The organism is Pantoea sp. MT58, assembly GCF_014495885.1.
GTDB lineage: Bacteria > Pseudomonadota > Gammaproteobacteria > Enterobacterales > Enterobacteriaceae > Pantoea > Pantoea eucalypti.
The window spans coordinates 23,492-47,149 of record NZ_CP061085.1; the positions used below are offsets into that span (position 1 = coordinate 23,492).

General features: G+C 50.6%; 21 protein-coding genes and 1 pseudogene. 10 read left to right on the top strand and 12 right to left on the bottom strand.

Annotation, left to right across the window (positions count from 1 at the left end):
* Positions 1–23: 23 nt before the first annotated feature.
* The gene (locus tag IAI47_RS21430; RefSeq protein ID WP_008926774.1) at positions 24–3,125 is read left to right on the top strand and encodes an efflux RND transporter permease subunit; all 3,102 of its coding nucleotides are present in this window, start codon (positions 24–26) and stop codon (positions 3,123–3,125) included.
* A gap of 59 nt (positions 3,126–3,184) precedes the next feature.
* Here IAI47_RS21430 and IAI47_RS21435 read toward each other — a convergent pair whose 3' ends face one another.
* Positions 3,185–4,210: an alpha/beta hydrolase gene (locus IAI47_RS21435; protein ID WP_008926773.1), complete on the bottom strand. Its 1,026-nt coding sequence runs from the start codon at positions 4,208–4,210 to the stop codon at positions 3,185–3,187.
* Between the two features lie 65 nt (positions 4,211–4,275).
* Positions 4,276–5,400, bottom strand: coding sequence for an MFS transporter (locus tag IAI47_RS21440; RefSeq protein ID WP_223296464.1), 1,125 nt, complete (start codon positions 5,398–5,400; stop codon positions 4,276–4,278).
* Between the two features lie 202 nt (positions 5,401–5,602).
* Between IAI47_RS21440 and IAI47_RS21445 the strand changes: the two genes are divergently transcribed.
* Complete coding sequence (locus tag IAI47_RS21445) at positions 5,603–6,499, top strand: LysR family transcriptional regulator (protein ID WP_008926771.1); 897 nt, start codon at positions 5,603–5,605, stop codon at positions 6,497–6,499.
* 74 nt (positions 6,500–6,573) lie between these two features.
* Here IAI47_RS21445 and IAI47_RS21450 read toward each other — a convergent pair whose 3' ends face one another.
* A complete protein-coding gene (locus IAI47_RS21450; RefSeq protein WP_008926846.1) occupies positions 6,574–6,750 on the bottom strand; it encodes a general stress protein in 177 nt (58 codons plus the stop codon).
* A gap of 575 nt (positions 6,751–7,325) precedes the next feature.
* On the opposite strand from IAI47_RS21450, the gene IAI47_RS21455 reads away from it, so the two are divergent.
* Both IAI47_RS21455 and IAI47_RS21460 read left to right on the top strand, forming a co-directional pair.
* Complete coding sequence (locus IAI47_RS21455; RefSeq protein ID WP_008926845.1) at positions 7,326–9,299, top strand: methyl-accepting chemotaxis protein; 1,974 nt, start codon at positions 7,326–7,328, stop codon at positions 9,297–9,299.
* 104 nt (positions 9,300–9,403) lie between these two features.
* Complete coding sequence (locus IAI47_RS21460; RefSeq protein ID WP_008926844.1) at positions 9,404–10,420, top strand: NAD(P)-dependent alcohol dehydrogenase; 1,017 nt, start codon at positions 9,404–9,406, stop codon at positions 10,418–10,420.
* Between the two features lie 207 nt (positions 10,421–10,627).
* On the opposite strand, the gene IAI47_RS21465 is transcribed toward IAI47_RS21460, so the two are convergent.
* The 3 genes and pseudogenes from IAI47_RS21465 to IAI47_RS21475 all read right to left on the bottom strand — a co-directional run bounded on the left by IAI47_RS21465 (position 10,628) and on the right by IAI47_RS21475 (position 11,957).
* Positions 10,628–11,095 (bottom strand): hypothetical protein, encoded by a 468-nt coding sequence (locus tag IAI47_RS21465; protein ID WP_008926843.1) that lies wholly within the window; start codon positions 11,093–11,095, stop codon positions 10,628–10,630.
* Between the two features lie 29 nt (positions 11,096–11,124).
* Positions 11,125–11,454 (bottom strand): tlde1 domain-containing protein, encoded by a 330-nt coding sequence (locus IAI47_RS21470; protein WP_008926842.1) that lies wholly within the window; start codon positions 11,452–11,454, stop codon positions 11,125–11,127.
* A gap of 11 nt (positions 11,455–11,465) precedes the next feature.
* Positions 11,466–11,957 (bottom strand): annotated as a pseudogene (locus tag IAI47_RS21475) (Hcp family type VI secretion system effector).
* Positions 11,958–12,416: 459 nt separating this feature from the next.
* On the opposite strand from IAI47_RS21475, the gene IAI47_RS21480 reads away from it, so the two are divergent.
* Entirely contained in the window at positions 12,417–13,196 is a 780-nt protein-coding gene (locus IAI47_RS21480) for an MBL fold metallo-hydrolase (protein ID WP_008926839.1), read from the top strand.
* A gap of 90 nt (positions 13,197–13,286) precedes the next feature.
* On the top strand, positions 13,287–14,291 hold the full coding sequence (locus IAI47_RS21485) for a GlxA family transcriptional regulator (RefSeq protein ID WP_008926838.1): 1,005 nt from the start codon (positions 13,287–13,289) through the stop codon (positions 14,289–14,291).
* Between the two features lie 79 nt (positions 14,292–14,370).
* Here the strand turns inward: IAI47_RS21485 and IAI47_RS21490 are convergent, their stop codons facing one another.
* Positions 14,371–14,772: an H-NS family nucleoid-associated regulatory protein gene (locus IAI47_RS21490; protein ID WP_008926837.1), complete on the bottom strand. Its 402-nt coding sequence runs from the start codon at positions 14,770–14,772 to the stop codon at positions 14,371–14,373.
* A 271-nt stretch (positions 14,773–15,043) separates the two neighbouring features.
* Between IAI47_RS21490 and IAI47_RS21495 the strand changes: the two genes are divergently transcribed.
* Positions 15,044–15,298, top strand: a complete 255-nt coding sequence (locus IAI47_RS21495; protein ID WP_008926836.1) for a hypothetical protein — start codon at positions 15,044–15,046, stop codon at positions 15,296–15,298.
* Between the two features lie 341 nt (positions 15,299–15,639).
* Here the strand turns inward: IAI47_RS21495 and IAI47_RS21500 are convergent, their stop codons facing one another.
* Positions 15,640–16,041, bottom strand: a complete 402-nt coding sequence (locus IAI47_RS21500) for an H-NS family nucleoid-associated regulatory protein (protein ID WP_003850529.1) — start codon at positions 16,039–16,041, stop codon at positions 15,640–15,642.
* A gap of 1,156 nt (positions 16,042–17,197) precedes the next feature.
* Here IAI47_RS21500 and IAI47_RS21505 point away from each other — a divergent pair.
* Positions 17,198–17,386 (top strand): DUF2256 domain-containing protein, encoded by a 189-nt coding sequence (locus IAI47_RS21505; protein WP_072040393.1) that lies wholly within the window; start codon positions 17,198–17,200, stop codon positions 17,384–17,386.
* Between the two features lie 57 nt (positions 17,387–17,443).
* Here IAI47_RS21505 and IAI47_RS21510 read toward each other — a convergent pair whose 3' ends face one another.
* The 4 genes from IAI47_RS21510 to IAI47_RS21525 all read right to left on the bottom strand — a co-directional run bounded on the left by IAI47_RS21510 (position 17,444) and on the right by IAI47_RS21525 (position 20,723).
* Positions 17,444–17,749, bottom strand: coding sequence for a hypothetical protein (locus IAI47_RS21510; RefSeq protein WP_008926834.1), 306 nt, complete (start codon positions 17,747–17,749; stop codon positions 17,444–17,446).
* Positions 17,750–17,857: 108 nt separating this feature from the next.
* Positions 17,858–18,400, bottom strand: coding sequence for a YfaZ family outer membrane protein (locus IAI47_RS21515; RefSeq protein WP_003850534.1), 543 nt, complete (start codon positions 18,398–18,400; stop codon positions 17,858–17,860).
* A 61-nt stretch (positions 18,401–18,461) separates the two neighbouring features.
* Positions 18,462–18,698: a YgdI/YgdR family lipoprotein gene (locus tag IAI47_RS21520; RefSeq protein WP_003850536.1), complete on the bottom strand. Its 237-nt coding sequence runs from the start codon at positions 18,696–18,698 to the stop codon at positions 18,462–18,464.
* Between the two features lie 1,548 nt (positions 18,699–20,246).
* Positions 20,247–20,723, bottom strand: a complete 477-nt coding sequence (locus IAI47_RS21525) for a WbuC family cupin fold metalloprotein (protein ID WP_003850539.1) — start codon at positions 20,721–20,723, stop codon at positions 20,247–20,249.
* A gap of 323 nt (positions 20,724–21,046) precedes the next feature.
* Here IAI47_RS21525 and IAI47_RS21530 point away from each other — a divergent pair, with 323 nt between their 5' ends.
* Both IAI47_RS21530 and feoB read left to right on the top strand, forming a co-directional pair.
* Positions 21,047–21,271, top strand: a complete 225-nt coding sequence (locus IAI47_RS21530; RefSeq protein WP_008926832.1) for a FeoA domain-containing protein — start codon at positions 21,047–21,049, stop codon at positions 21,269–21,271.
* A complete protein-coding gene (gene feoB, locus IAI47_RS21535; protein ID WP_008926831.1) occupies positions 21,271–23,598 on the top strand; it encodes a Fe(2+) transporter permease subunit FeoB in 2,328 nt (775 codons plus the stop codon). Before IAI47_RS21530 ends, feoB begins: the two co-directional genes overlap by 1 nt.
* Positions 23,599–23,658: the final 60 nt, after the last annotated feature.

Below are 23,658 nucleotides of genomic sequence, written 5' to 3' on the forward strand. Positions count from 1 at the left end.
GCCCAAAGGAAGAGATCCCGCTGATGTTTTCTCGTTTTTTTATTTATCGTCCCGTCTTTGCATGGGTTGTTGCCATTTTAATTATGCTGCTTGGCGCACTCTCTATCACCCTGTTACCGGTGGAACAGTATCCCGATGTTGCACCGCCCTCAGTGAATATCAGCGCAACTTACACCGGGGCGTCAGCGGAAACGCTGGAGAACAGCGTCACGCAGGTGATTGAACAGCAATTGACCGGGCTGGATAACCTGCTCTATTTCACCTCCAGCAGCAGCTCGCAGGGGAACGTGTCAGTCACTGTAACGTTCAGCCAGGGCACTGATCCCGACACCGCTCAGGTGCAGGTACAGAATAAGGTGCAGCAGGCGCTTTCCCGTCTGCCCAGCGAGGTGCAGCAGCTTGGTGTCACCGTGACGAAATCGCAGTCAAATTTTCTGCTGGTGATGGGGCTGTATGACACCACGGGTAAAAGCAACAGCACAGATATCGGTGACTGGCTGGTCAGTAATATGCAGGAGCCGCTGGCCAGGACCGAAGGGGTCGGCGACATCCAGGTGTTCGGCGGTCAGTACGCGATGCGCATCTGGCTCGATCCTTTCAAACTAAACGCTTATGCGTTGCAGCCGTCTGACGTGTCGGCGGCGATACGCTCGCAAAACATTCAGGTCTCAGCCGGTAAAATCGGCGGCCTGCCATCACCCGATAATCAGCAACTCACCGCCACGGTCAGAGCGCAGTCGCGACTGCAGACGCCAGAGCAGTTCCGCAATATCATCGTCAAAAGTGATAAAAGCGGCGCGATCGTGCGGGTGGGTGATGTGGCGCGGGTGGAACTGGGCGGCGAATCCTATGACATGACCACACGACTTAACGGGCATCCTGCAGCCGGGGTCGGGGTGATGCTGGCACCGGGCGCGAATGCGCTGGCCACCGCGACGCTGGTGAAAAACAAAGTTGAAGAGTATCGCCACTCAATGCCGCAAGGCTACGAAGTGGCCTATGCGCTCGACAGCACCGATTTCATCAAAATCTCCGTTGAGGATGTGGTGATCACCCTGATCGAAGCGATCGCGCTGGTCGTGGTAGTGATGTACCTGTTCCTGCAGAACATACGCGCGACGCTGATCCCGGCGCTGGCGGTGCCGGTCGTGCTGCTCGGCACCTTCGGTGTACTGGCGTTATGCGGCTACACCATCAACACCCTGACGCTTTTTGCCATGGTGCTGGCCATCGGGTTGCTGGTGGACGATGCAATCGTAGTGGTCGAGAACGTCGAACGCATCATGCATGACGAAGGTTTGCCGGCACGAGAGGCAACGGAAAAGTCGATGAAAGAGATCTCCGGCGCGCTGGTGGCTATCGCGCTGGTGCTCTCGGCAGTCTTTCTGCCGATGGCGTTTTTCGCCGGATCGACCGGTGTGATCTATCGACAGTTTTCTATCACCATCATTGCGGCTATGACCTTCTCCGTGGTGGTGGCGCTGACCCTGACGCCCGCGCTGTGTGGCATGCTGCTAAAGCCGATATCACCGCACAGCAAAGGATTTTTTGGCGGTTTTAACCGCTTTTATGCCGCCACCGAGCGCCAGTATCGCCACAAAGTGGTCAGCACCTTGCGTCGTCCACTAATCATGGTATCGCTTTATGCGGCAATGGGTGTGGTGCTGTTTGTGATGTTTACCCGCCTGCCGGGCAGCTTCCTGCCCACCGAAGATCAGGGCAGCATTATGCTTCAGGCGACATTGCCAGCGGGCGCAACCGCCAGTCGTACAGAGGCCGTCAACCAGCAGATTGTTAACTGGTTTCTGACTGAAGAAAAACAGAATGTTGATGTGATCTTCACCATCAACGGCTTTAACTTCAGCGGTGCTGCGCAGAATGCCGGTATGGCGTTTATCAAGCTTAAAAACTGGGACCAGCGACCCGGCAGTGAGAACTCCGCCGAGGCGATTGCCGGACGCGCGACCTATGCGCTGGCGTCGATTCGGGATGCGCAGATCTTTGCACTGACGCCGCCATCGGTGCCAGGTCTGGGACAGAACAACGGCTTCACCTATGAGCTGCTGGCCAGCGGTGGCACCACGCGTGAACAATTGGGTAACCTGCGCGATCAGCTATTACAACGCGCAGCGCAAAGCCCGGAGTTAACGGGCGTGCGGGCGAATATCCTGCCGCAGACCCCGCAGTTGCAGGTTGACATTGATACCAGCAAAGCGGTGGCGCTGGGACTGAATTTGGATGATGTGACCGATACGCTGACCAGCGCCTGGGGTGGTGCTTATATCAATGACTTCATCGATCGTGGACGGGTGAAGCGGGTCTATGTGCAGGGCGACAGTCAGTATCGTTCAGCACCGTCAGATCTGAATAAGTGGTACATCCGGAACAGTGAAGGCACCATGACGCCATTCTCGGCCTTTGCCTCGACCCGGTGGACCATGGGACCAGAAAGCCTTGATCGTTATAACGGCTCTGCCGCCTATGAAATTCAGGGTCAGAATGCCGAAGGGTTTAGCTCCGGCGATGCCATGAATACGATTGAGCGGCTGGCTAATCAATTACCTGCAGGCACGACGGGCGCGTGGAGCGGGCTTTCGCTGCAGGAAAAACAGGCGGGCGGGCAATCGACTACGCTTTATGCGATCTCGATTCTGGTGGTTTTCCTCTGTCTGGCTGCGCTGTATGAAAGCTGGTCGGTGCCGTTCTCAGTGCTGCTGGCGGTGCCGCTTGGTGTGTTGGGTACCGTGCTGGCAGTGGCGCTGCGGGGATTGAGCAACGATATCTATTTCCAGGTGGCGTTGCTGACCACGGTCGGACTGACCTCTAAAAACGCGATATTAATCATCGAATTTGCAGAAGATGCAGTGCGCCGGGGCAGTTCGCTGAGTGCAGCTGCATTGCAGGCAGCACGAACCCGTTTGCGGCCGATTATGATGACGTCACTCGCCTTTATTGCTGGCGTGATCCCGCTGGCGGTGGCAACCGGTGCGGGTGCTAATAGCCGCATTGCCATCGGGACCGGCATCATCGGTGGCACGCTGGCAGGCACGGTCCTGGCGTTGTTCTTTGTTCCGCTGTTCTTTGTGCTGGTGAAGCATTATCTAACCCGCCATCGCAAAGGCTAATCACGCAGACAGCCCGTCTGCAGTTTTCTGCAGACGGGCTGGAGTCGATGAGCAGAAGATTACAGATTCTGTTTAAAGAAAGCCGTCAGTTTCGCGAACGGGATCAGATCAGTGCGATCATAAAGGTCGACATGACCTGCATCAGGTACGATATACAGCTCTTTGGGCTGAGCTGCGCGCTGGAAAGCATCTTCACTGAACTCGCGTGAGTGCGCTTTATCACCGGTGATGAAGAGCATTGGGCGCGGAGAGATGGTCTCAATATCATTGAACGGATAGAAGTTCATGAACTTCACATTGCTGGTGAGCGTCGGGTGCGTGGTTAGTGCAGCTGACGAGCTTTTTGGGGTGAACTCGCCCCGAGGTGTCCGGTAAAAATCATAAAACTCTTTAGCAACTGGCGGTGAATCAGCATCAATTTTGTGTGGTGTACCGCCTGTGTAAGCGATTTTACCCCCGGTAAATTCCGCATAACGTTGCTGTGCCGCTGCTTCAATGATCTGCTTGCGCTGAGCCAGCGTCTGGCTTTTATTCAGCGCATTACGGTTGGCTGAACCCATGTCATACATGCTGACGGTAGCTATCGCCTTCATGCGGGGATCGATCTTTGCCGCGCTGATGACGAAACTGCCACTTCCACAGATGCCCAGCACACCAATTCGATTGCGGTCGACAAATTCGCGTGTCCCCAGGTAATCGACTGCGGCACTGAAGTCTTCGGCATAGATATCCGGAGAAACCGCATTACGTGGCTGGCCTTCACTTTCGCCCCAGAATGAGAGATCGATTGCCAGGGTAACAAAGCCCTGCTCAGCCATCTTTTGCGCATAGAGACTGGCGCTCTGCTCTTTGACTGCGCCCATCGGATGCCCCACCACTATCGCCGGAAGATGCGCTGTTTTACTCGCTTCTTTAGGTCTGAACAGGGTGCCGGTGACGCCCATCTGATACTGGTTTTTAAACGTCACTTTTTCGCGGGTCACTTTATCGCTTTGATAAAAGTTGTCGGCGCCGCGTGACATATCGGCAGCGCTGGCTGCAAATGAACTGATCAACAGTCCAAACATCAGGGTTAATGCTCTCATGAAAGGATCCTCAGGGTTGACGAGAAGTGGGCAACAGGCTGCCCGGTTAAACAATGAATCTGCTATCAGGCGGCGCTTTCTTTGCGCGCAGTGATCAACGCCAGTCCAGCGGCAGCGATGAGTAATGTGGCGCTGATGGCAAAGGTGATCTGCCAGCCTGCATGGTCAAAGGCCAGACCGCCCAGCGTCGATCCCAGAGCAATCGACAGCTGGACAATGGCAACCATTAATCCGCCACCCGTCTCCGCATTATCCGGGAAGGTTCTGGCGACCCAGGCCCACCATCCGGTGGATGCGGCAGTTGCCACCAGTCCCCAGATGCCCAGCAACGGTGCCACCAGCCACAGCTGATGACCGAATACCATGAGCAGCCCTGCGACTGACGCCATGATCAGTGGAATAATCATCAGGGTGAGATAAAATCCACGCTGCAGAACAACCCCGACGATCAGTGTTCCGATAAAACCGGCAACGCCAATGGTCAGCAGCACCAGCGATAGCGTAGAAACGTCAACCTGCGTGACGGTTTCCAGAAACGGACGGAGATAGGTAAAGAGGGTGAATTGCCCCATAAAGAGCAGTCCGCAGGCGGCAAGACCTATTGTTACCAGCGGTGAACGCAGCAGCTGAAGGAGGTTTGCGCTTCGCTGCCGTGCTTTATCGACGGGCATTGACGGCAGTGTAAATCCTTGCCAGAGCAGGGCGAGCAAGGCCACCGGCACCAGGCTGAAAAAAGCGCCACGCCAGCCGATGACAGAACCGAGATAGCTCCCCAGCGGTGCAGCGATAACTGTCGCCAGCGCATTACCGCCGTTAAAAATAGCCAGTGCACGCGGCACCTGCCCGGTGGGGACCAGCCGGATAGCCACCGCAGCTGACATCGACCAGAACCCGCCAATCACCACGCCAATCAACGCCCGGCCAGTCATGTAGGTGAGATAGTTGGGTGCCATCGCGACCATCAATCCGGACAGCGCCATTAGAAGTGTCAGCGTCAGCAACAGGATTTTGCGGTCGAGATTGCCTGCAATACGGGTGATCAACAGGCTTGTCATCACCGCCAATGCGCCGGAGATAGCAATGCCCTGTCCGGCCTGACCTTCACTGACCGCCAAATCACGTGATAACGGTGATAAGAGGCTGACTGGCATAAATTCAGATGCGATCAACGCGAATACGCAAAGCGTCATCGCCCAGACGCCACCCCAATGAGCGACGTTGTGCTGAGGGGAATATGCTGTTGTTTCCGGAGAAGTCATGCTGAATCCTGTTTCATTGGTGGTGGTCATGATGAACTCAGGAAATTTTACGGTTTAACTTTATATTGACTAGCTAATGAATCCTTAATGGGGTTATAACCAGCGATTATGAATCCACCAATGGGAGCGCAACATGAAGCGCAACATGAATGATCTGCAGGCTTTTATTACCGTAGCGCGTGAGGGCAGCTTTACCCGTGCAGCGGCACTGCTGGGCGTTACGCAGCCCGCGCTGAGTCAGACGATTACTGCCCTGGAAAACCGGATGGAAATTCGGCTGCTGACCCGCACGACGCGAAACGTCTCACCGACCGCAGCAGGTGAACGGTTAATCCTGGCGATTGGCAATCGATTCGATGAAATTGAGGCGGAGCTGGATATGCTGACCGCGATGCGTGACAAGCCCGCCGGCACGGTACGCATCACTTGTGGCCCGCATATTCTCAGTTCACTCCTGCTGCCAAAACTGACGCCACTGCTGGAGGCTTATCCGGATATCCGACTCGAATTCGATGCGAATCATGGCTTGCGAAACATCGTGGCCGATCGGTTTGATGCCGGAGTCAGAATGGGTGACACAATTGATAAAGATATGGTGGCGATGCCCATCACCCCACCGTTACGAATGGCTGCGGTGGCGGCGCCAGACTATTTTCGTCGTCATGCTGCGCCTCAGGTCCCACACGATCTGCTGCATCACAACTGCATTAATATGCGACAGGCAACAGCGGGTGGGTTGTATGTCTGGGATTTTGACGGAGAAGAAGGGCCGGTGAATGTGCGGGTAAATGGACAGTTAACGTTCAACACTTCGGCACACATTGCAGAAGCGGCAGTGGCCGGTTTGGGAATTGCTTTTCTGCCTGAACAGGAAGTCGCAGAAGGGCTGGAGCAGGGCACGCTGATCCGGGTACTGGAGCGCTGGTGCCAACCGTTTCCCGGTTATTATCTCTATTATCCCAGCCGCAAGCAGCATTCACCGGCTTTTAACCTGGTCAGAGAAGCGTTGAGGCTAAAAGAGGGGGAATGATGAACAGATTCAGAGTGTTGATGGAAGAGATGCCACTCCATGGCGTAATACGTCCTAAAGCGCTTTATTCAGAATTACTTAGAAGGACGTCGACTAATCTTGCCTCCTTTCCGACCGGCTTCCCTGGCCTTTTCAGGATCGTTTCTGAAGTTGCCCCCACTGACCTTGCCTCCTGCACTGCCAGCTTCACTCGCTCGTTCTGGATCGTTGGCAAAATTGCCGGCACCACCTCTGTACTTCTGTTGTGTCATAGGAAGACCTCATATCAATGTTCCATTAGATAAAAAGGACTAGCTAGTCACACCAGGAAGCATAGTCGTCCGCTTCGTTTATGCAAATGCACAGACTGAAGTTGTTGATAATGCTGACATTAATTTTTAATAAAGCGCTGGCGTCGGCATGGTAAGGAGAGATGAACTGCGCATAAAGGCCTGACGAAAAAGGAGAATGTTATGAGTAAAGCGACCTTGCTCGACACGCGGGGAGATTGGCGGGGATCTGCCCGCCGTAGCACGCAAACGCTGCGAAAAGCAGAGGCAACAGATGAGTGACAGATAAACAGGAATAGTGCCAGGCCCTCATTCTGGCTTATTTTATGCTACTAAAATGTAACAACTTCATTCATTAAACCAACTGCAGCAATTGCTAAAGGTTTTCCCGCTAGTGGCGATAACCCAATGGCGTTGAACGCGCCGATCAATGATGAACCCGGTACTCAGCGACGAGTTCTGAACGCGAACGGACCTGCATTTAGCCCTCCTTTTAAAAAACACCAGCAAGCGCGAGTTTAAGCGCAACCTACTCTGATAAAAGCGAAAATAATAATATGTCGATCATTAAGACGATCAAAAGTCGCCTGCCTGTTGCCCGTCTCAGGCGTAGCAGCCAGCCAGCGAATGGCACCTGGGATTGTCGTGCGCTGCCGGAATCACTCTCTTCCATCGGGTTAAGCTCGCGCGCGGGCGGGATCCTGATGACTTTTGTTCCGCCTGAAGCCGATTTTCAGCGGGTCAGTCAGGCCTGGCAACGCTTTAATTCCGCCGATTTGACCGTGCTGACACTCTCTTCCAACGGTGCGCTGAGCAGCAGCCGATCGCAAAGTACTTACTGTGATGGCAATGGCCCGGAGGGAAGTTATCTCTGGCTGCCTGACACGCTGATCGCCAGCCATGAGACGCACATTGTCGACCTGCATGTCGCGGACACTCAGACTGCCAGCCAGCGTATTACCGCCATCCAGCAGGAACTGATGCGGTTGCAGGTGCGGATGCCACTTTCGGCAGACCGTACTTTCGCGATGATTTATTGCGACGGATTGTCCGCGTCCGAAGGTTTTCTGATGCAGGCCTGGTACAACTGCGGACGTTTCCCATGCCTGGCGATTGGCGGTTCAGCGGGCGGTAAAATTACCTTTGATGGCACCTGGATCGGTACTGGTGGCAAGGTGCTGCAGGGCAAAGCTGTGATTATGTTCTGTCAGATGGCACCCGGAAAATCATTTGCTCCGTTTAAAAGTCAGAACTTTACGCCACGCGAACAGAGCTGGCTGATTGCCGAAGCCGATCCGGTTGCGCGCACCGTCACCTCTGTGTTTAATCGCCAGGGTCAGCAGCAGCCGTTTGTCGCATCGCTGTGTGAACACCTTAACTGCACTGAAGCGCAGCTGACCGAACGGCTGAAAGGGTTAACCTTTGGCGTTAAAGTCGGCGGGGAATACTTCATTCGCTCGATCGCCAGAATTGAATCGGGTGGCGTGCAGTTTTTTTGTGACCTCGAGTTTGGTGACCGGCTGTTCCTGATGGAGGAGAAAGACTTCAAACAAGCGACGCAGCAGGAGTGGCAGGCTTTTACCGCGCAGCATGGCAAACCGGCGGCGATTCTGATGAACGACTGTATCCTGCGTCGTGTCGGTAATGCTGATAAGCTTCACAGCGCCCACTTTTTTAAAGGCATCGCTGCCGCCGGCTTCTCCAGCTTTGGCGAAATTCTGGGCGTGCCAATCAATCAGACGCTCTCTGCACTGGTGTTCTTTAATCATGACGTTAAAGCGATGAGCCAGTTCCCGGTGGAGTATGCCGGTTACGCCGCACATTACGCGCAGCGTGCGTTGCGTCGCTGGGAAGCGCTAAACAGTATTCAGACGCGGGTCCTTGATCGGGTTATCAACTATCAGCAGGCATTGACGCCGCTGATGGAAGCGTTGCCAGTGCTGGAAACGGCTACCCAGAGCCAGGGTGAAACGTTGAGCCTGGCAGAAAGCAGCATCCGTAATATCAGCAATATCGCCACTGAGAGTCAGCAGGCTCAGGGACGACTGGACGATGGGTTGGACGATCTGGAAAAAATCTCCAACGGCATCAATGAGATTACGCATGGCATCAGCAATATTGCTTTCCAGACCAACATTCTGGCGCTGAATGCCGCAGTAGAAGCGGCACGTGCGGGCGAGGCTGGCCGCGGATTTGCCGTGGTCGCGGGCGAAGTCCGGCGTCTGGCGCATTCATCGAAAGAGCAGGCTGAAGCCACAGCCAGTAACATTGGTGAGGCGGTCAGCACCATCTCACGCATCCGGCTGGTGGCCAGTGATTCGGCGCAGACCGCCGCGCAGATGGCAGAGCGCAGTATTTCAGCAGCCGATACGCTGGCGGCGATGAACCAGCAGACGCGTCATGAGCGCGCCGACATCGCGAAGCACCTCGGTAGCCTGCGCGAACTGACGCAGGGAATGGATGCGATGCAGGAAGCCGTCGCGCAGCTCAAGGTGTTACAAACTCTTTCAGGTGCGCAGGTTAAAGGCTGAATTATCTGAATAAAAGACAAAAAAGTGCGGTGTAAGCGCAACGGCCAGGCAAGGCCGGCTTTCAGTTGTTACACTTGTCTGTGATTAATCACGCAGAGGTATGAATGAAAATTAAAAGTTATGCAGCCATGCAGGCTGGCCAGGCCCTTGAACTCTATGAGTACGATGCCGTCGAGCTGGCAGCCGAAGAAGTCGAAGTCCAGGTCGAATATTGTGGCGTCTGCCACTCAGACCTGTCGATGATCGATAACGAGTGGGGCATCTCTCAGTTCCCGGTGATTGCAGGACATGAAGTAATTGGTCGGGTTTCTGCCCTGGGCGAAGCGGCCAAAAATAAAGGTCTTTCAATCGGCCAGCGTGTAGGAATCGGCTGGACAGCAAAAAGCTGTCAGCACTGCGATGCCTGTATTAACGGCGAGCAGGTTAACTGTCAGCAGGGCAGCATCCCGACCATCATGAACAAAGGTGGTTTTGCCGAGAAGCTGCGCGCCGACTGGCAATGGGTTATCCCGCTGCCGGAAAAACTGGATGTAGCAAGCGCCGGTCCGCTGCTGTGTGGTGGTATCACCGTGTTTAAACCACTGCTGATGAGTAACATCACGGCGACCAGCCGCGTCGGTGTGATCGGTATCGGTGGGCTGGGTCATATTGCCATCAAAATCCTGCACGCGATGGGTGCAGAAGTCGTGGCATTCAGCTCAACGCCAGATAAGAAGCAGTCAATCCTGGATATGGGCGCAGATGAAGTGGTTAACAGCCGCGATCCTGAAGCCCTGAAGCAGCAGGCGGGTCGCTTTGACCTGATTCTGAGCACTGTGGCGGTCGATCTGGACTGGAAACCTTATTTCGCCGCGCTGGCACCTCAGGGTAAATTCCACACCGTGGGCGCAGTGATGAAGCCGATTGAAGTGAGTGCTTTTGATCTGATTCTGGGCGACAAAGCGGTAACCGGTTCATCAACCGGCTCACCAGGTCAGCTGCGCTCGCTGCTGCGTCTTGCTTCCCGTGCAGATATCGCCCCACAGGTTGAGTTCTTCCCGATGTCGGACATCAATAAAGCGCTGGATCACGTCCGCGCCGGTAAAGCCAATTACCGTGTCGTACTGAAAGCCGATTTCTGATGGGAATCTAAATGATATGCCGCAGCCTGCTGCGGCATTTTTTTTGCCTTTATTTTGTCAGCAGTCCATCAGACAGGCCAGCCGCAATCACGCTGATTGGGTTTAAGGGTCAACAGTTTAAAAAACCACGCTAAGATTATAATGTATTGTTTTTATTAATAAGTATTCGTTCAGAAAACCCGGCAAGCGTCAGGTTTGTTCTGAGGATTAATGTCCTGAATTTTTTGCGGTTTCTTGTCTGACTTCGTCAATCGTGTCACGCATATTGCTCAGACATTTTGCAGCAGCAGCTCCAGCTTTTTCCAGCACGGGTTCTGCCTTCGCGAAATACTCCTCAATTTTCATCTGATTTGCATGTGTGATTAAAGGTATACCGCATACCATTGATGTGCCAAATCGCTGCTTTAAGGCGTCGGTACTTTTGTCCAGCGAGTTGGTTGCGTTAATTACAGATATTGGATCTTTAATTAACTTCATGCTAAGAGCTGTGGTCAATTCCTCTGTATGAGCAGCGTCAAGGGTATCACCAATACTGTCAATTTTTCCCGGAAACGCATGGAGCGTTTTGTTGTCTGCCTGCTCAATCAGTTGGATATAAGCTTTCCATTCATTTGATGATGCTATGCAGGAGGACGGAATAGTGCAGGCGATCAGCAAGATGATTCGCAAAATCATCTCACTACCTCCAGCGTTTTATCTGTTGACTAAATGATTTTTGTGCGAATAACCGGCCCAGGGATTATGCAACCCTCAGAAGCGAATCCATGTACTTTCGGCGGCTTCCTTTCACCGTGTATACGAAATAAAGAGCGGCCATAACTTTCGCCAGAGGTTTGTGTCAAAATTATGGTAAATGGTCCCTTTGAACTGGTATGTCCGCCAATATGCCAGGTACCGCGAGGAATTGGCCCCATACCTTTAACGTGTTGACGATCCGGGTTGTTTTTGTTGGTCAGGCTCCCTGAATAACCTTTACCCATTAACTTACCGCGGTGCCACAGTTCGCCGGTACTCTGGTGGTATATCCATGCCATATGTTGTTCTCCTATGCCGCGCTACGCTCTTTCCAGGAATCAGAGTGAATAATATTGCCGTCCAGATATTTCCAGGTGATTTTTTCATACGTCATTTCGAGCACTTCAAGGTGATCGTGACGTTCGTAATCCCGGTCCTTAACATCTTCCATAAAGGGTACGACACAGGTAATGCGGACATTTTCAATAAATACGTTTAAATATTCTTCTTTCTGTCCGGCGTAATTAATGCGATAGAATTTAAGCTCGGCAGACTTTAAAAGCTTTCCGGCGCTGACGAACTGATAAAGGTATGGACTTGAAGAGTCCAGCGCTTTGGTCAGCATAAAGGGCGCATGCTCGCGAGTGGCCGTTATCTTACCGGACAGATTATCCGTAGGGAGTCATATGCCGTGAGCCAGTGCGGTTATTTCTATACTTCCTTCTCGTTGCTGCACATCAACAGAGCCTTTGACGGGATTTCCACCATCATCCTTCAGCCATAAATAAACAGGGATAGCCATTCTGTGAACTCCTGTTTCGTGATTAAAGAGCAGGGATTATCGCCTTCTGTTCCTTTATGGCGGAAATGCCAATTGAGTTTTTATTGATTTAAATCAATGGAATGAATTGCTTTTAATTTTCGTTTCGGACGGAAATATGTGGCGCGGGATATGCCCGTTTTCTCTGCCGCTGTTTTAAATGACTGCCCCGGGCGGATGAATCTCAGTGCTGATAATGTCGCACTGTGTGGTTTTCAGCCGAACTTCACAGCGGACTCCCTTGCAGCAGCCCGACCGTCATTGGTCCGCTCTTTGAGACCAGTTCTCCCACCTGCCAAAAGATAATTTCACATTTTGGCCCGATCCCATCGAATGCTGACCTTTGGGCCTGTCATGCACACGATGAACAGTGACGTAAAGTAATCGCATAAGCGCCAGTAAAGCTGGCTGATTTCACTGAAACTGTTTATGGAGCCTGGCATGAAGCTGACCCAAATTCGCAACGCTACGCTGTTACTGGAGTATGCAGGAAAAAAATTCCTTATCGATCCTATGCTGGCCGAAAAAGAGGCCTGGCCAGGCTTTGCCGGCAATGCCCGACCTCACCTCAGAAATCCGATGGTAGATCTGCCAGTCCCGCGGGACGAACTGCTGGCAGTAGATGCGGTCATCATCACCCACACCCATGCCGATCACTGGGATGAAGCTGCGCAACAGCAGGTGCCAAAGAATATGATGATTTACAGCCAGAATGAAAGTGATGCTGCGCTGCTTCGGTCAGAGGGTTTTGAAAACGTGCGGATGCTGCAGGATGAAAACCGTTTCATCGATGGTCTCACTCTATATAAAACCGATGGGCAGCATGGCAGTAATGCATTGTATGCTGACAAAGCAATGGGCGAGATTCTGGGTGATGCCTGTGGTCTGGTGTTTACTCATCCGGCAGAAAAAACGCTGTATGTTGCTGGCGATACGGTGTGGGTCAAACCTTATGTCAGAAGTCTGCAACGTTTCCAGCCGCAGGTTGTGGTGTTAAATATTGGCAATGCTACCAACGATCTCTATGGTCCGATTATTATGGGCAAAGAGGATACGCTGCGTACCCTGAACATCCTCCCTGGCGTGATAATTGTTGCTTCTCATATGGAAGCCATCAACCACTGCCTGTTGACCCGTGCTGAACTGCGCGCCTATACCTCAGAACAGGGTATTGCTGACAAAGTGCTGATCCCGGAAGATGGTGACTCCATGACGTTCTAATCGACCCTTCACTGAAGCGAAGGCGCTTTGTGAACGGCTTATGCTTTACAATCGGTTTCCACCGGCATGCTTGTTCAGTGAGGGAAGATAATGGCTGGGCTCAGAGTCGCAGTGCTGGCAACCGCAGGTTTTAGTCCATTTCACTTTTCAGTTCCCTGCATTTTATTTGGATCGGCTATGCCCCAGCAGGCGCTATTTCAGGTTGATGTTTTTGCAGAAAAACCTGGCGTGGTTCGTTCCGATATGGGACTGTCAATCACCGTAGAGTATGGCCCTGAACTCCTTGATCAGGCGGCGATTATTATAGTTCCCTACTGGCACAATCCGGCTGAGAAACCGGCGCAGGCGCTGCTTAATAAGCTGGTAGCGGCCTGGCAGCGTGGTGCGGAAGTCGTCGGACTGTGTCTGGGCACATATGTACTGGCTTATGCAGGTTTACTTGATCAGCGCCGGGCTGCCACACACTGGGAATTTGAGCAGGACTTCAGTTCCCGCTTTCCGGCCGTTCAGCTCGATAGCAACGCGCTCTATGCCCGTGACGATCGTCTGATAACCTCTGCTGGTACCGCTGCAGGGATCGACTGCTGTCTGGATATCATCCGTCATCACTATGGTAGTGCCATTGCCAATCGGGTAGCGAGACGAATGGTGGTGGTGCCCTACCGTGAAGGCGGTCAGGCGCAGTTTATTGAGCGTCCGGTTCCGGAAACAACGCGTGACAGTAAGATTAATGCACTGCTGGCGTCACTGCGGGAGAATCTGCATAAGCCGCAGAATCTTGATTCCCTCTCGCGCAGGCTCAGCATGAGCCGGCGAACGCTGACCCGTCACTTCCAAAGAGCAACGGGTATGTCTCTGGGTGAGTGGTTGACGGCTGAGCGCCTTCAACGCAGCCAGTGGCTATTGGAAACAACCACTATGAATATTGAAAGTGTGGCCGAAAAGGTGGGTTTTGAGTCGCCGGTTTCATTTCGTCAGCGTTTTAAATCGCGGTTTGGTGTTTCACCCAGCGAGTGGCGTCGAACGTTTCGTGGTTCTGAGCCAGTGATGGCTAATGATAACGTGGAAAAGAAGGACGCCAGGACACCAGGATAAATATCTGTGCCATGGGACTCTGCGGACCGGAATATTGCCGCCCATTGGCGGTCAACATTCCGGCAAGAAATTAGCGCGATTAAATCAGGAAATCATCCAGTGACTGGCCATTTTCGATCGCAGTTTTAATGGCTGAAGGGGTTCGGCCCTGACCCGTCCAGTAACGAACCTGACCGTTTTCATCATTGTAACGATATTTAGCCGGACGCTTCGCCCGTTTCTTTTTGCCGGTTACCAAAGGAGAAGCGCTATTTACCAGTTCCAACGGATTAATTCCTTCTTCCATCAGCAACTCCTGATAAAACGCCAGCTTTTCAGCTTTCTTACGAGCTTCTGCCTCTCGTGCACTTTCCTCTTCACGACGCTCATTTACCACTGTTTCTAATTTCTGGTGTAGCTCTGCCAGCAGATCCAGCGTCATATTGCGTGCCTCAGCACGCATTGTGCGGATATTATTCAGGCTGCTCAGATTCTTACTCATACCAATCCTCAAATACTCAAGTTAATCAATAAAGTGCAAATTATTCAGCCAGCAAGGGTAACATTTCCGTACGCGGTATTTGAAGGGCCAATGCGGGTTTATTCGCTGTTTATCAGGTGAGAATGGTGGTATCTAATCCAGTAAATCGTACAGTTTAAGCGTAATCTGCTGGCTAATGCCTGGTTTTCGTTATAGAAGCGGCGCTGGGTTTAGCATTTTCTTTTTTATTAACTGTGCGTGAATCAGAAATGAGGTTTTATTCAGGACAGGCATGATGCCTTGCCATGATAGTGGTTGGCCATCGCCAGAAATTCGTCGTGGTTTTGAAGCATTATCCTTTGAGATGTTCTGCTCATCATCTTGCAGTGTTGCGCTGGTGCGGGTGCAATCTGACAACAGTAAAGATACGCCGCCGGGTCCCTTTGGTTATATTGGTGTGGCCTTTACCCGTCGTGAAGGGATAGATGTCAACGTTGCCCGCGCACGGCTTGACGGTGTTTTGCCTAAGGGACGCTCAGCAATCTGATGCACCAATGGGTAACCGGGCGTTTTTTCCGACCCTGATGGCAATACGCGTGAACTCTCTTATAGTCAGCAGATCGGCCTGGAAATTATCAGCGCTCGTAACATGTAAGCGCTGAATAAATAAATCAGCTCAGGGGAAGAATGAAGCCGGGTGTCTGTTGCGGAAGATGTTCAGCAACTAAGTGTAGTGAAACGCCTGGGAAGAACTGTAGATTGACGAATGAAACAAATTGCAGAAGGGCGGGGTAAGGGCCGACGGATAATGTCAGAGCTACTACCGGATGTCGATGTGATATAAAACAGCCTGCTTAAAGCAGGCTGTTTTCATGTATGCAGACTGAGTTAAATCAGGAAATCATCCAGTGATTTACCTGCATCAACGGCTGATTTAATAGCTGAGGGTGTACGGCCCTGGCCAGTCCATTGCTTAACTTCACCATTTTCGTCGGTGTACTGATATTTAGCTGGTCGAGGTGCGCGTTTTTTCTTCTCAGCGGGTGCAGTTGGCATACCATTTAACAGTTCATTAGGATCGATACCCTCCTGCAACAGTAACTCGCGATATTTTGCCAGTTTCTCGGCTTTTTCACGATTAGCTGCTTCCGAAGCCTGAGCTTCTTCCCGACGCTCACTCACTACAACTGACAGTTTTTCCAGCATTTCTTCCAGGGCAGCCAGGTCAAGCTCGCGAGCGTTTGCGCGAAGGGTACGGATATTATTCAAGCTGTTGAGAGTGTCACTCATCAAAGTCACCATAGTCATGTTCAGATAATAAAATACAGAGCGGGTTCACGCTGATGCTTTTCGTCAGACCTGCTTTTTTAGAATGCTTGCCTTCGAAGAATCAAAATACAGAACCGATAGTTCAACGCTAACATATTAATCGCTTTCTACAAGAGTTTAAACTGTAATTACCGTATCACCCTTAAATTGAAGCAGAGTTACTCTTTGCGGTGCTCTTAGCTCAAAATGTCAAAAAAAACGACATCTGAAAAGTTAGTTAATTGGGAGCGGGTATAGGGAAATTGTGCTTTAACGCTGTTTTCAGCAAAGTCGCTTCGCAAATCCTGTACACGCATTGCTCTGAAAATTAAAGGTAATGATTCAGGGCAGACAGCTAAAACTGGATAAGATCATGATGTTAATCGTAATTTTGTTGAATGACTGGCACGGTGACGCTTTAAATAATTAGCCCACTGATTAACTGTGGTTATTTGTAACGCCATGATAATGGGTTGTTTTTTTCTTATGCAGCGCATAGGGTTATTTAAGAGCGGGCCGGCCTGCGTTATGGCTGATTTAAGCGTTTGCATCCACCTACAGCCATCAAATAAATGGATACAAACTCGTCAAAACGAGAGCCACCCGTTGTGGGCTAAAGTCAATTATTTACAAGAGTCATGATTTTTGAAGCTCTGTAAAGATTCAAAGAGGGAGGTAGTTTACAACGTAATCATAGACAGCATTATTTCCCCACGTTATTACCCTGTTGTCATTGATGCTGATAACGGAAGCGATAGCATTTTTCATCGATATTCATTCAGCTCAGTCCGTGAACCATGTGATTTTGCAATCACCTCGCCAGCCTGTCCCAAAACACATCGATGGACATGCTGCCAGACACTGAACTGAAAACGGTGTGCCAGGAAGCGGCTATTATTAACCTGGCTAATTAATTCGTCGTCAGCAGCGCATAATGCCAAAAACCTGTAATAGATATTTCACAGTACAATGTCAGAGCAAATGGGGTCGTCGAAGAATAATCATAGAACAAGAGAGTATGAAAAAAAGCAGTCTGCTAACTTTGTCGCCCATTGTCATCAGTTATCCAGTGCGACGGTTAGCTATACTGTATATGGCATAGGCTTTGTCAGTGTCCTGGGTTTTCTGGAGGATTGACGTGTTCAAAGGCAATAAAAAGTCACTACCGGTGCGCTACTGCAAAACGTGTAACAAACCGATGTCATGGCGAAAAAAATGGGAAAGGTGCTGGGAAGAGGTTCTGTATTGCTCGGAACGGTGCCGTCGGCAGCGTACTGCACAGCAGCAGCAGGATGATGCCCGAATAAATTCCGGCCACAATCGATAAAACCTGTCGGGTCAGTGCTGGCCAGGATTTTACCTGGCCTCTGACAGTTCAATGTCGTTAGTGCTGAATCTCAATCTGTTGCCAGCCTTGTTTGAACATACAGTCTTTCACCAATATGTCTCGCTGACTTTCATTAGCATCGCTGGTTGAGTAATTCGTATCAGTTGTCTTGTGTTTCTTGTCTTTTGAGGTGTATTTACCGCTAACGACATTGTCTGGCGGTAAATCCCTGAGTGCCTGAGCTTTACAGGCTGTTTCTGCCACGAACTCCTGCTGCTCAGATGCGTCAGGCTTGACCCATTTATACTGGACACATCCTGTCAGACAAAGGGTAAATAACATCAACATGAGTGGTTTCATCATCTGTTTCTCACTGCTTTCCGTCAGAGTCATAACGAAAAATGGGTAAAGAAACCGATCAGTCAAGCTGGCTGGTTTCCTCACCCTATAGAAGAGGAGCGTTATCTGATATTAAAATGTCAGGCCGCCACCAATGTAAGGCCCATCGATCAGGGTATGGCCCGGGCGTCCATCTTTGCCATCAACACCTGCATAACGGTAGCCGGCTTTCAAGACCAGCGGCCCCAGCGGTGACCAGCTTATGCCGGCGTTCGCTTCCACAAAATTCTTAACGCTGTTAGTCAGTTGTTCCGGAGCAGAATATCCCTCACCATAAATCGCAAAATCAGCGGGCAGATTGATTTTCACACCGCCACCGACAGGAAATGCGACGCCGTTATCCCCTTTCTTGCCACCAAGATAAGTGGCTTTGGCGCCAGCAGTCAGCATTACCGGACCAAGTTCAAGATTATAACCGGTACCCGCCTGACCAATCTGAACACCATCCGCCGTATTTTTGATCCACTGGCTATCCAGATAAATTCCGCTGGATGAGCGGCCAATTTCTGCGTCCAGCGCAGTGGTATTTTTACCTTGCTCCACATTCAAGCCAATGGCCATTGCAGACGAAGAGACGCACAGCAGCATACCCATGCTGATTACAGAAAGTTTCATTGTTCAGTTCCACTGCTTTTAAATTTTAAAATTAATGATTACGATTGCTGGCTGAATTGATTTATTTTTGTACAATTTCTTTAACGTCGTGCTGCTGCAACTGATGCATATTTCCGTCTGCATCTTTATACGAGATCATGCCAGTTTGTTTATCTTTGGCGGGTTTACCATGAGTCGTGATCATGTGCCCGTCATTGGTAGAGATGACATAATTGCTTGAGCAGGCGGTCATGGATATTACTGCAGCCGTCATCACAATAGCGCAGACGAATTTTTTGCCAGAATTGAAAGATGTCATTTCACTGTCCTGTCATTAGTTTTTAAGAAGATGTGGCATTATTAGCTAAAATTGTTAAACGACACGATAACAATTCCAGCCTTCGGAAAATTATCTGCCAAAAGACTGATGCAGATCAATTGTAATGTGTTGGGGTGTATGATGATTAAGCATGTTTTGTTAAAAAGCTGCAATAGAAAATCAAACATGTATTTGCGATAAATGAAACTTTCAATTCAGATAAAGAAAATCCTGAATGTGCATCTGATTATAAAATGAACGACGCACTATTTAAATAAGCTGAACTTAAATTTATAACCGCTTTTCTCAGATGATAAAAAATCGGGATGTGAAGGGAATAAGTGTTAGCCGTTCCACAGGAAAATGGAAAGTATAATTTATATTAAGTGATAAAAGAGCAATAACGCGACAGGTTAGTTACAACACCCTGTTAAATTAGTTTCAATAACACGAGAAGGCCTGCTGATTTTGTGTGTTTATTGACGTACTAAAAACAAAGTTATTCTGGAATTCCGAGTGCCTTTTGACTAGCCGCCCCCGCGCCCCGAAGGGGCGTACATAGACGTGATAGACTTATGTATGATGTAACTAATTTTCTGCAAGATCCTGTTTAAGTGCTATTGTTGGGTTCTGATTTTTCCCTTTAAATTGATGAATGTATTAACTTTTAGCAGCGATCCCGTAACTGTCCTCTAATCCTGAACAGCTACAACATTAAAACTTGCGTAAGGCTCATATCAGCAAACTATAAATACGTTCCAGCTAACTTCAACGGCGGTATAATCAGCCCTTAAACGCATAGGCCGTAGCCTCAAAGGGCATGTTTCGGTTTTGGCTCTGCCGTTTTATCAATGGGAGGATTAAGACTTGCTACATGCCATGATAATCAACCGTAAATGCCCTTGCAGCAAATAAAAGAGGGAAGATCAGTGTGTTTTTTCACTACTCAGAAACGATATCATCTGAATCGACAAAAACCACAGTTTTATAATCGGTAAGATTCTTTTACGAAGTCCAGTGAAGCTGGAGAAGCGTCATTTTTAACAGAGTGTCCGGGAATATTGTAGTGGTTACACATCCGTAATGCGCACTCCCCATAAATCAATACCGTGAACCGCTGGTGTATCCGCCATTTAAACTACGGTTATAGAGGATGAATTATAAAAATAACTTTTCAATAAAGCTCAAAGGTGGTTAAAAGACAAATTCCTCAGCCTTATTTCGAATGTAAGGCTGATGACGTTTATTGCCTCTCTGACCTCAATAGTGCAGTGGAGACGTCTGAAATGGCGCTGCCTGACCTGATAGATGGCTTAATGCTCAATTTACTGCATCATCCGAATGGTCTGTTTCAAATGCTAAGCTACTACCGGAACCTGATTAAGCCTACTTAGTTACTGTGTTCGGATACCCGTTTTTTACATCTCAAGGGTTCGTAAAAGCCAATCTCTGGATTTAGAGATGAGTGCAGGCAACCCTGAAAATTGCCAGATGTCACCTGAAGGACGGCATCGGCCACCATACCGCCCGCTGCAAATAAGCTAAAAATTATCGAGTGAAACTACCATCACCCACCTGCGCCTGTTCGTACCATGCCATCAGTTCCATGGTGCCAGGCTCATTCTCGGCGGGTGCCCATGGGGCAAGATCCTGTTCAGTAACTGGCTGGTAACCGCCATGCTTTACCTCAAAAATAACCCCGCCTTTATCCATGGAGAGTACCGCATGCCAGATGCCGGCATCCGTTTCGAGCACCTTGCACTCTTCACCCAGCATCACCCGCTGGGTCACATAACCATTGTCATCAAAATTTAATACCAGGAAGCGTCCTCGAAGAGGCATCAGCAATTCAAAAGTATGCGGATGGCGGTGTGGGCGCACATAAGTGCCCGGCTCCATAGCGATGGCCAGACGTTGAACCGGATCGCTTAATTCGGGATGTAGATTACGATTAGCTCGCAAGCGAGGAGAGTGTGCAGCCTGTTCGCTTTGTTTCTGGAGGTCACTCAACGTAATTTGTTTCATATAATCCTTATTGATCCAGGGCTGCTCTCTACCCCAAGGTTACCGTAAGATTTTGTGCCATTCATTATGGCCGAATAGCCTCTGTAGTTGCCTGACATTGTCACCGCTTATGATGCAGGTCTGACTCAGTGGCAACAAGCCATGATGTCTCTATTTACACGTATCAGGCCATCTCACCCGTCACCAGGCTCCTGTGAAAGGATACGTTTTCTTCCACATACGCATTGACGACATGTTTTCTCTCGATTGCTCATTCCAGATCAAAAAGCGAAACGCTTATCATTTATAAAATGAGTGCTTCTTACCTTGAGGCAGAGCGTGTTATGGCAATTAACATGGGCAGTACCTATCGAATTCTTGGCTATAAGCCGTCTGTAAATTTCGCCTGGCGTCAGAAATTACTGACGATGGGCATGCTTCCCGGCGCCGTTTTTGAGACGGTTCGCGTGGCGCCAATGGGGGACCCTGTGCAAATTCGCACGCGCCGTATCAGTCTGGCAGTTCGACAGCGGGACCTGTCCTCTATGATCCTGGAGGAAATCGTCTGATGAAAAAGATCACCATCGGGCTGATTGGAAATCCTAACACCGGCAAAACCACGCTATTTAATCAGCTTACCGGAGCCCGGCAGCAGGTCGGTAACTGGGCGGGTGTGACAGTTGAGCGTAAAGAAGGGCAATTTTTTACTGCACAGTCAGATGTCAGGCTCATCGACCTGCCCGGAACTCGTTCGCTGACGACGCTGTCTGCTGAAAGCGCCATTGATGAGAGCATCGCCTGCCAGTATCTCTATCAGGATCACGCCGATATGGTGATTAACGTGGTCGATGCATCCAGTCTGGAAAGTAATCTGTTCCTGACCCTGCAGCTACTGGAGCTTGGCGTGCCCTGCATTATCGCCCTTAACATGCAGGACGTTGCCGCCAGTCAGAACATCACTACTGATATTCAGGCGTTATCTGCACGTCTTGGCTGTCCGGTTGTTTCCGTGACCTCAACCCGGGGCGATGGTATTGCCCAGCTCAAAACCCTGATCGATCAGGCTCATGTTTACTGCGCTCCGGAACGGGTGCGTTACCCGGCCGCGATTAACTCAGCAATTGAGCAGCTGTGTCTGCAAATGCCCGAAACGATAGCGCCTCAAAAACGTTACTGGCTGGCATTGCAGCTGCTGGAGGGTGATATTAACAGCCAGAAGCTTTGCCCGGAGCTGCTCCCGCATTTGCCTGAGATGATGAAGCAGGCGGGCAACGACACCGGCGTACAGATTGCCGATTACCGTTATCGTGCCATCAACGCACTTTGCGCAGCCGTGAGTAATATTCATCAGGTATTACCTGCCGGTCGGACCCGTCAGATTGATAGTATCGTGCTGAATCGCTGGCTGGGCATTCCGATATTCCTGGCAGTGATGTATGTGATGTTTGTGCTCTCAATTAATATCGGTGCCGCACTGCAGCCACTTTTCGACAGTGGTTCTGTGGCCATATTTATTCATGGCATGCAATGGCTGGGCTATGTCGGCCACTTCCCGGACTGGCTGACCGTTTTTCTGGCCCAGGGCATCGGATCCGGCATAAATACCGTGCTGCCGATCATTCCTCAGATTGGCCTGATGTTCCTGTTCCTTTCTTTTCTGGAGGATTCAGGCTACATGGCGCGCGCTGCTTTTGTGATAGATCGGCTTATGCAGTCGCTGGGCCTGCCGGGTAAATCCTTTGTGCCGCTAATCGTCGGCTTTGGCTGTAATGTACCGTCAGTCATGGGCACCCGGACACTCGACACACCGCGTGAGCGCTTGCTTACGGTCCTGATTGCACCTTTTATGTCGTGCGGGGCGCGGCTGGCGATTTTTGCGGTTTTCGCTGCAGCATTTTTTGACGCGCATAGCTCCAGCCTGGTTTTCTCACTCTATTTGCTGGGCATTGTTGTTGCGATCATCACCGGGTTGGTACTCAGGCACACCCTGCTGAGCGGGGAAGCATCCCCGTTTATCATGGAAATGCCGGTCTATCACCGGCCTCATCTGAAAAGTCTGCTGTTGCAGACCTGGCAGCGGCTGAAAATGTTTGTCGTCCGGGCCGGACAGGTCATCATTTTGGTGAGCATGCTGGTTGGCGTACTGAGCAGCTTTGCATTTAATGGCCAGCTGGTCGAAGACATTAACCATTCTGCACTGGCGGCATCCAGTAAAGCGATTACACCTGCGTTGTTGCCGATTGGTATCACTCAGGATAACTGGCAGGCGACCGTTGGACTGGTGAGTGGCATTATGGCTAAAGAGGTCGTGGTCGGCACACTCAACAGCCTTTACACCACTGAAGCGCTCCAGAACAACGCGTTTGATCCGCAGACTTTTAACCTTAAAGCTGAGCTGACCGATGCGCTGACACAGACCTGGGCGGGGTTAACAGCTGCATTGAGAATTGATGCACTGGCTCATCCCATCGATGCCAGCAAAGGTGATGGTGAGATGGCATCCGGCTCTATGGGCATCATGTCAGCCAAATTTGGCAGTGGCTTCGCCGCATACAGTTACTTAATCTTTGTCCTGCTCTATGTGCCCTGTGTTTCAGTCATGGGCGCTATTGCGCGCGAAGCCGGCAGAAAGTGGATGATGTTCTCATTCTTCTGGGGACTGAATATTGCTTACACCACGGCCACGCTGTTTTATCAGACCGTCACGTTTACCGAGCATCCTGCATTTAGCGCAACCTGCCTGATTGGCATACTGTTGCTTAACATGGTCATTCTGTTTGCACTGCGAAAAGCAGGAAGCCGGGTGCAGGCAATACCAGGCATGATGCAGGAGGGAAAGGGACGTTGTCACGGCTGCCACGGCAGCTGCGATAAACAGAAAGGCTACGCACAATAAAAAGAAACAACAGATTCAATTACTTTATCCGCTGGGTGACGGGCTTTTCAGCGCCACAGC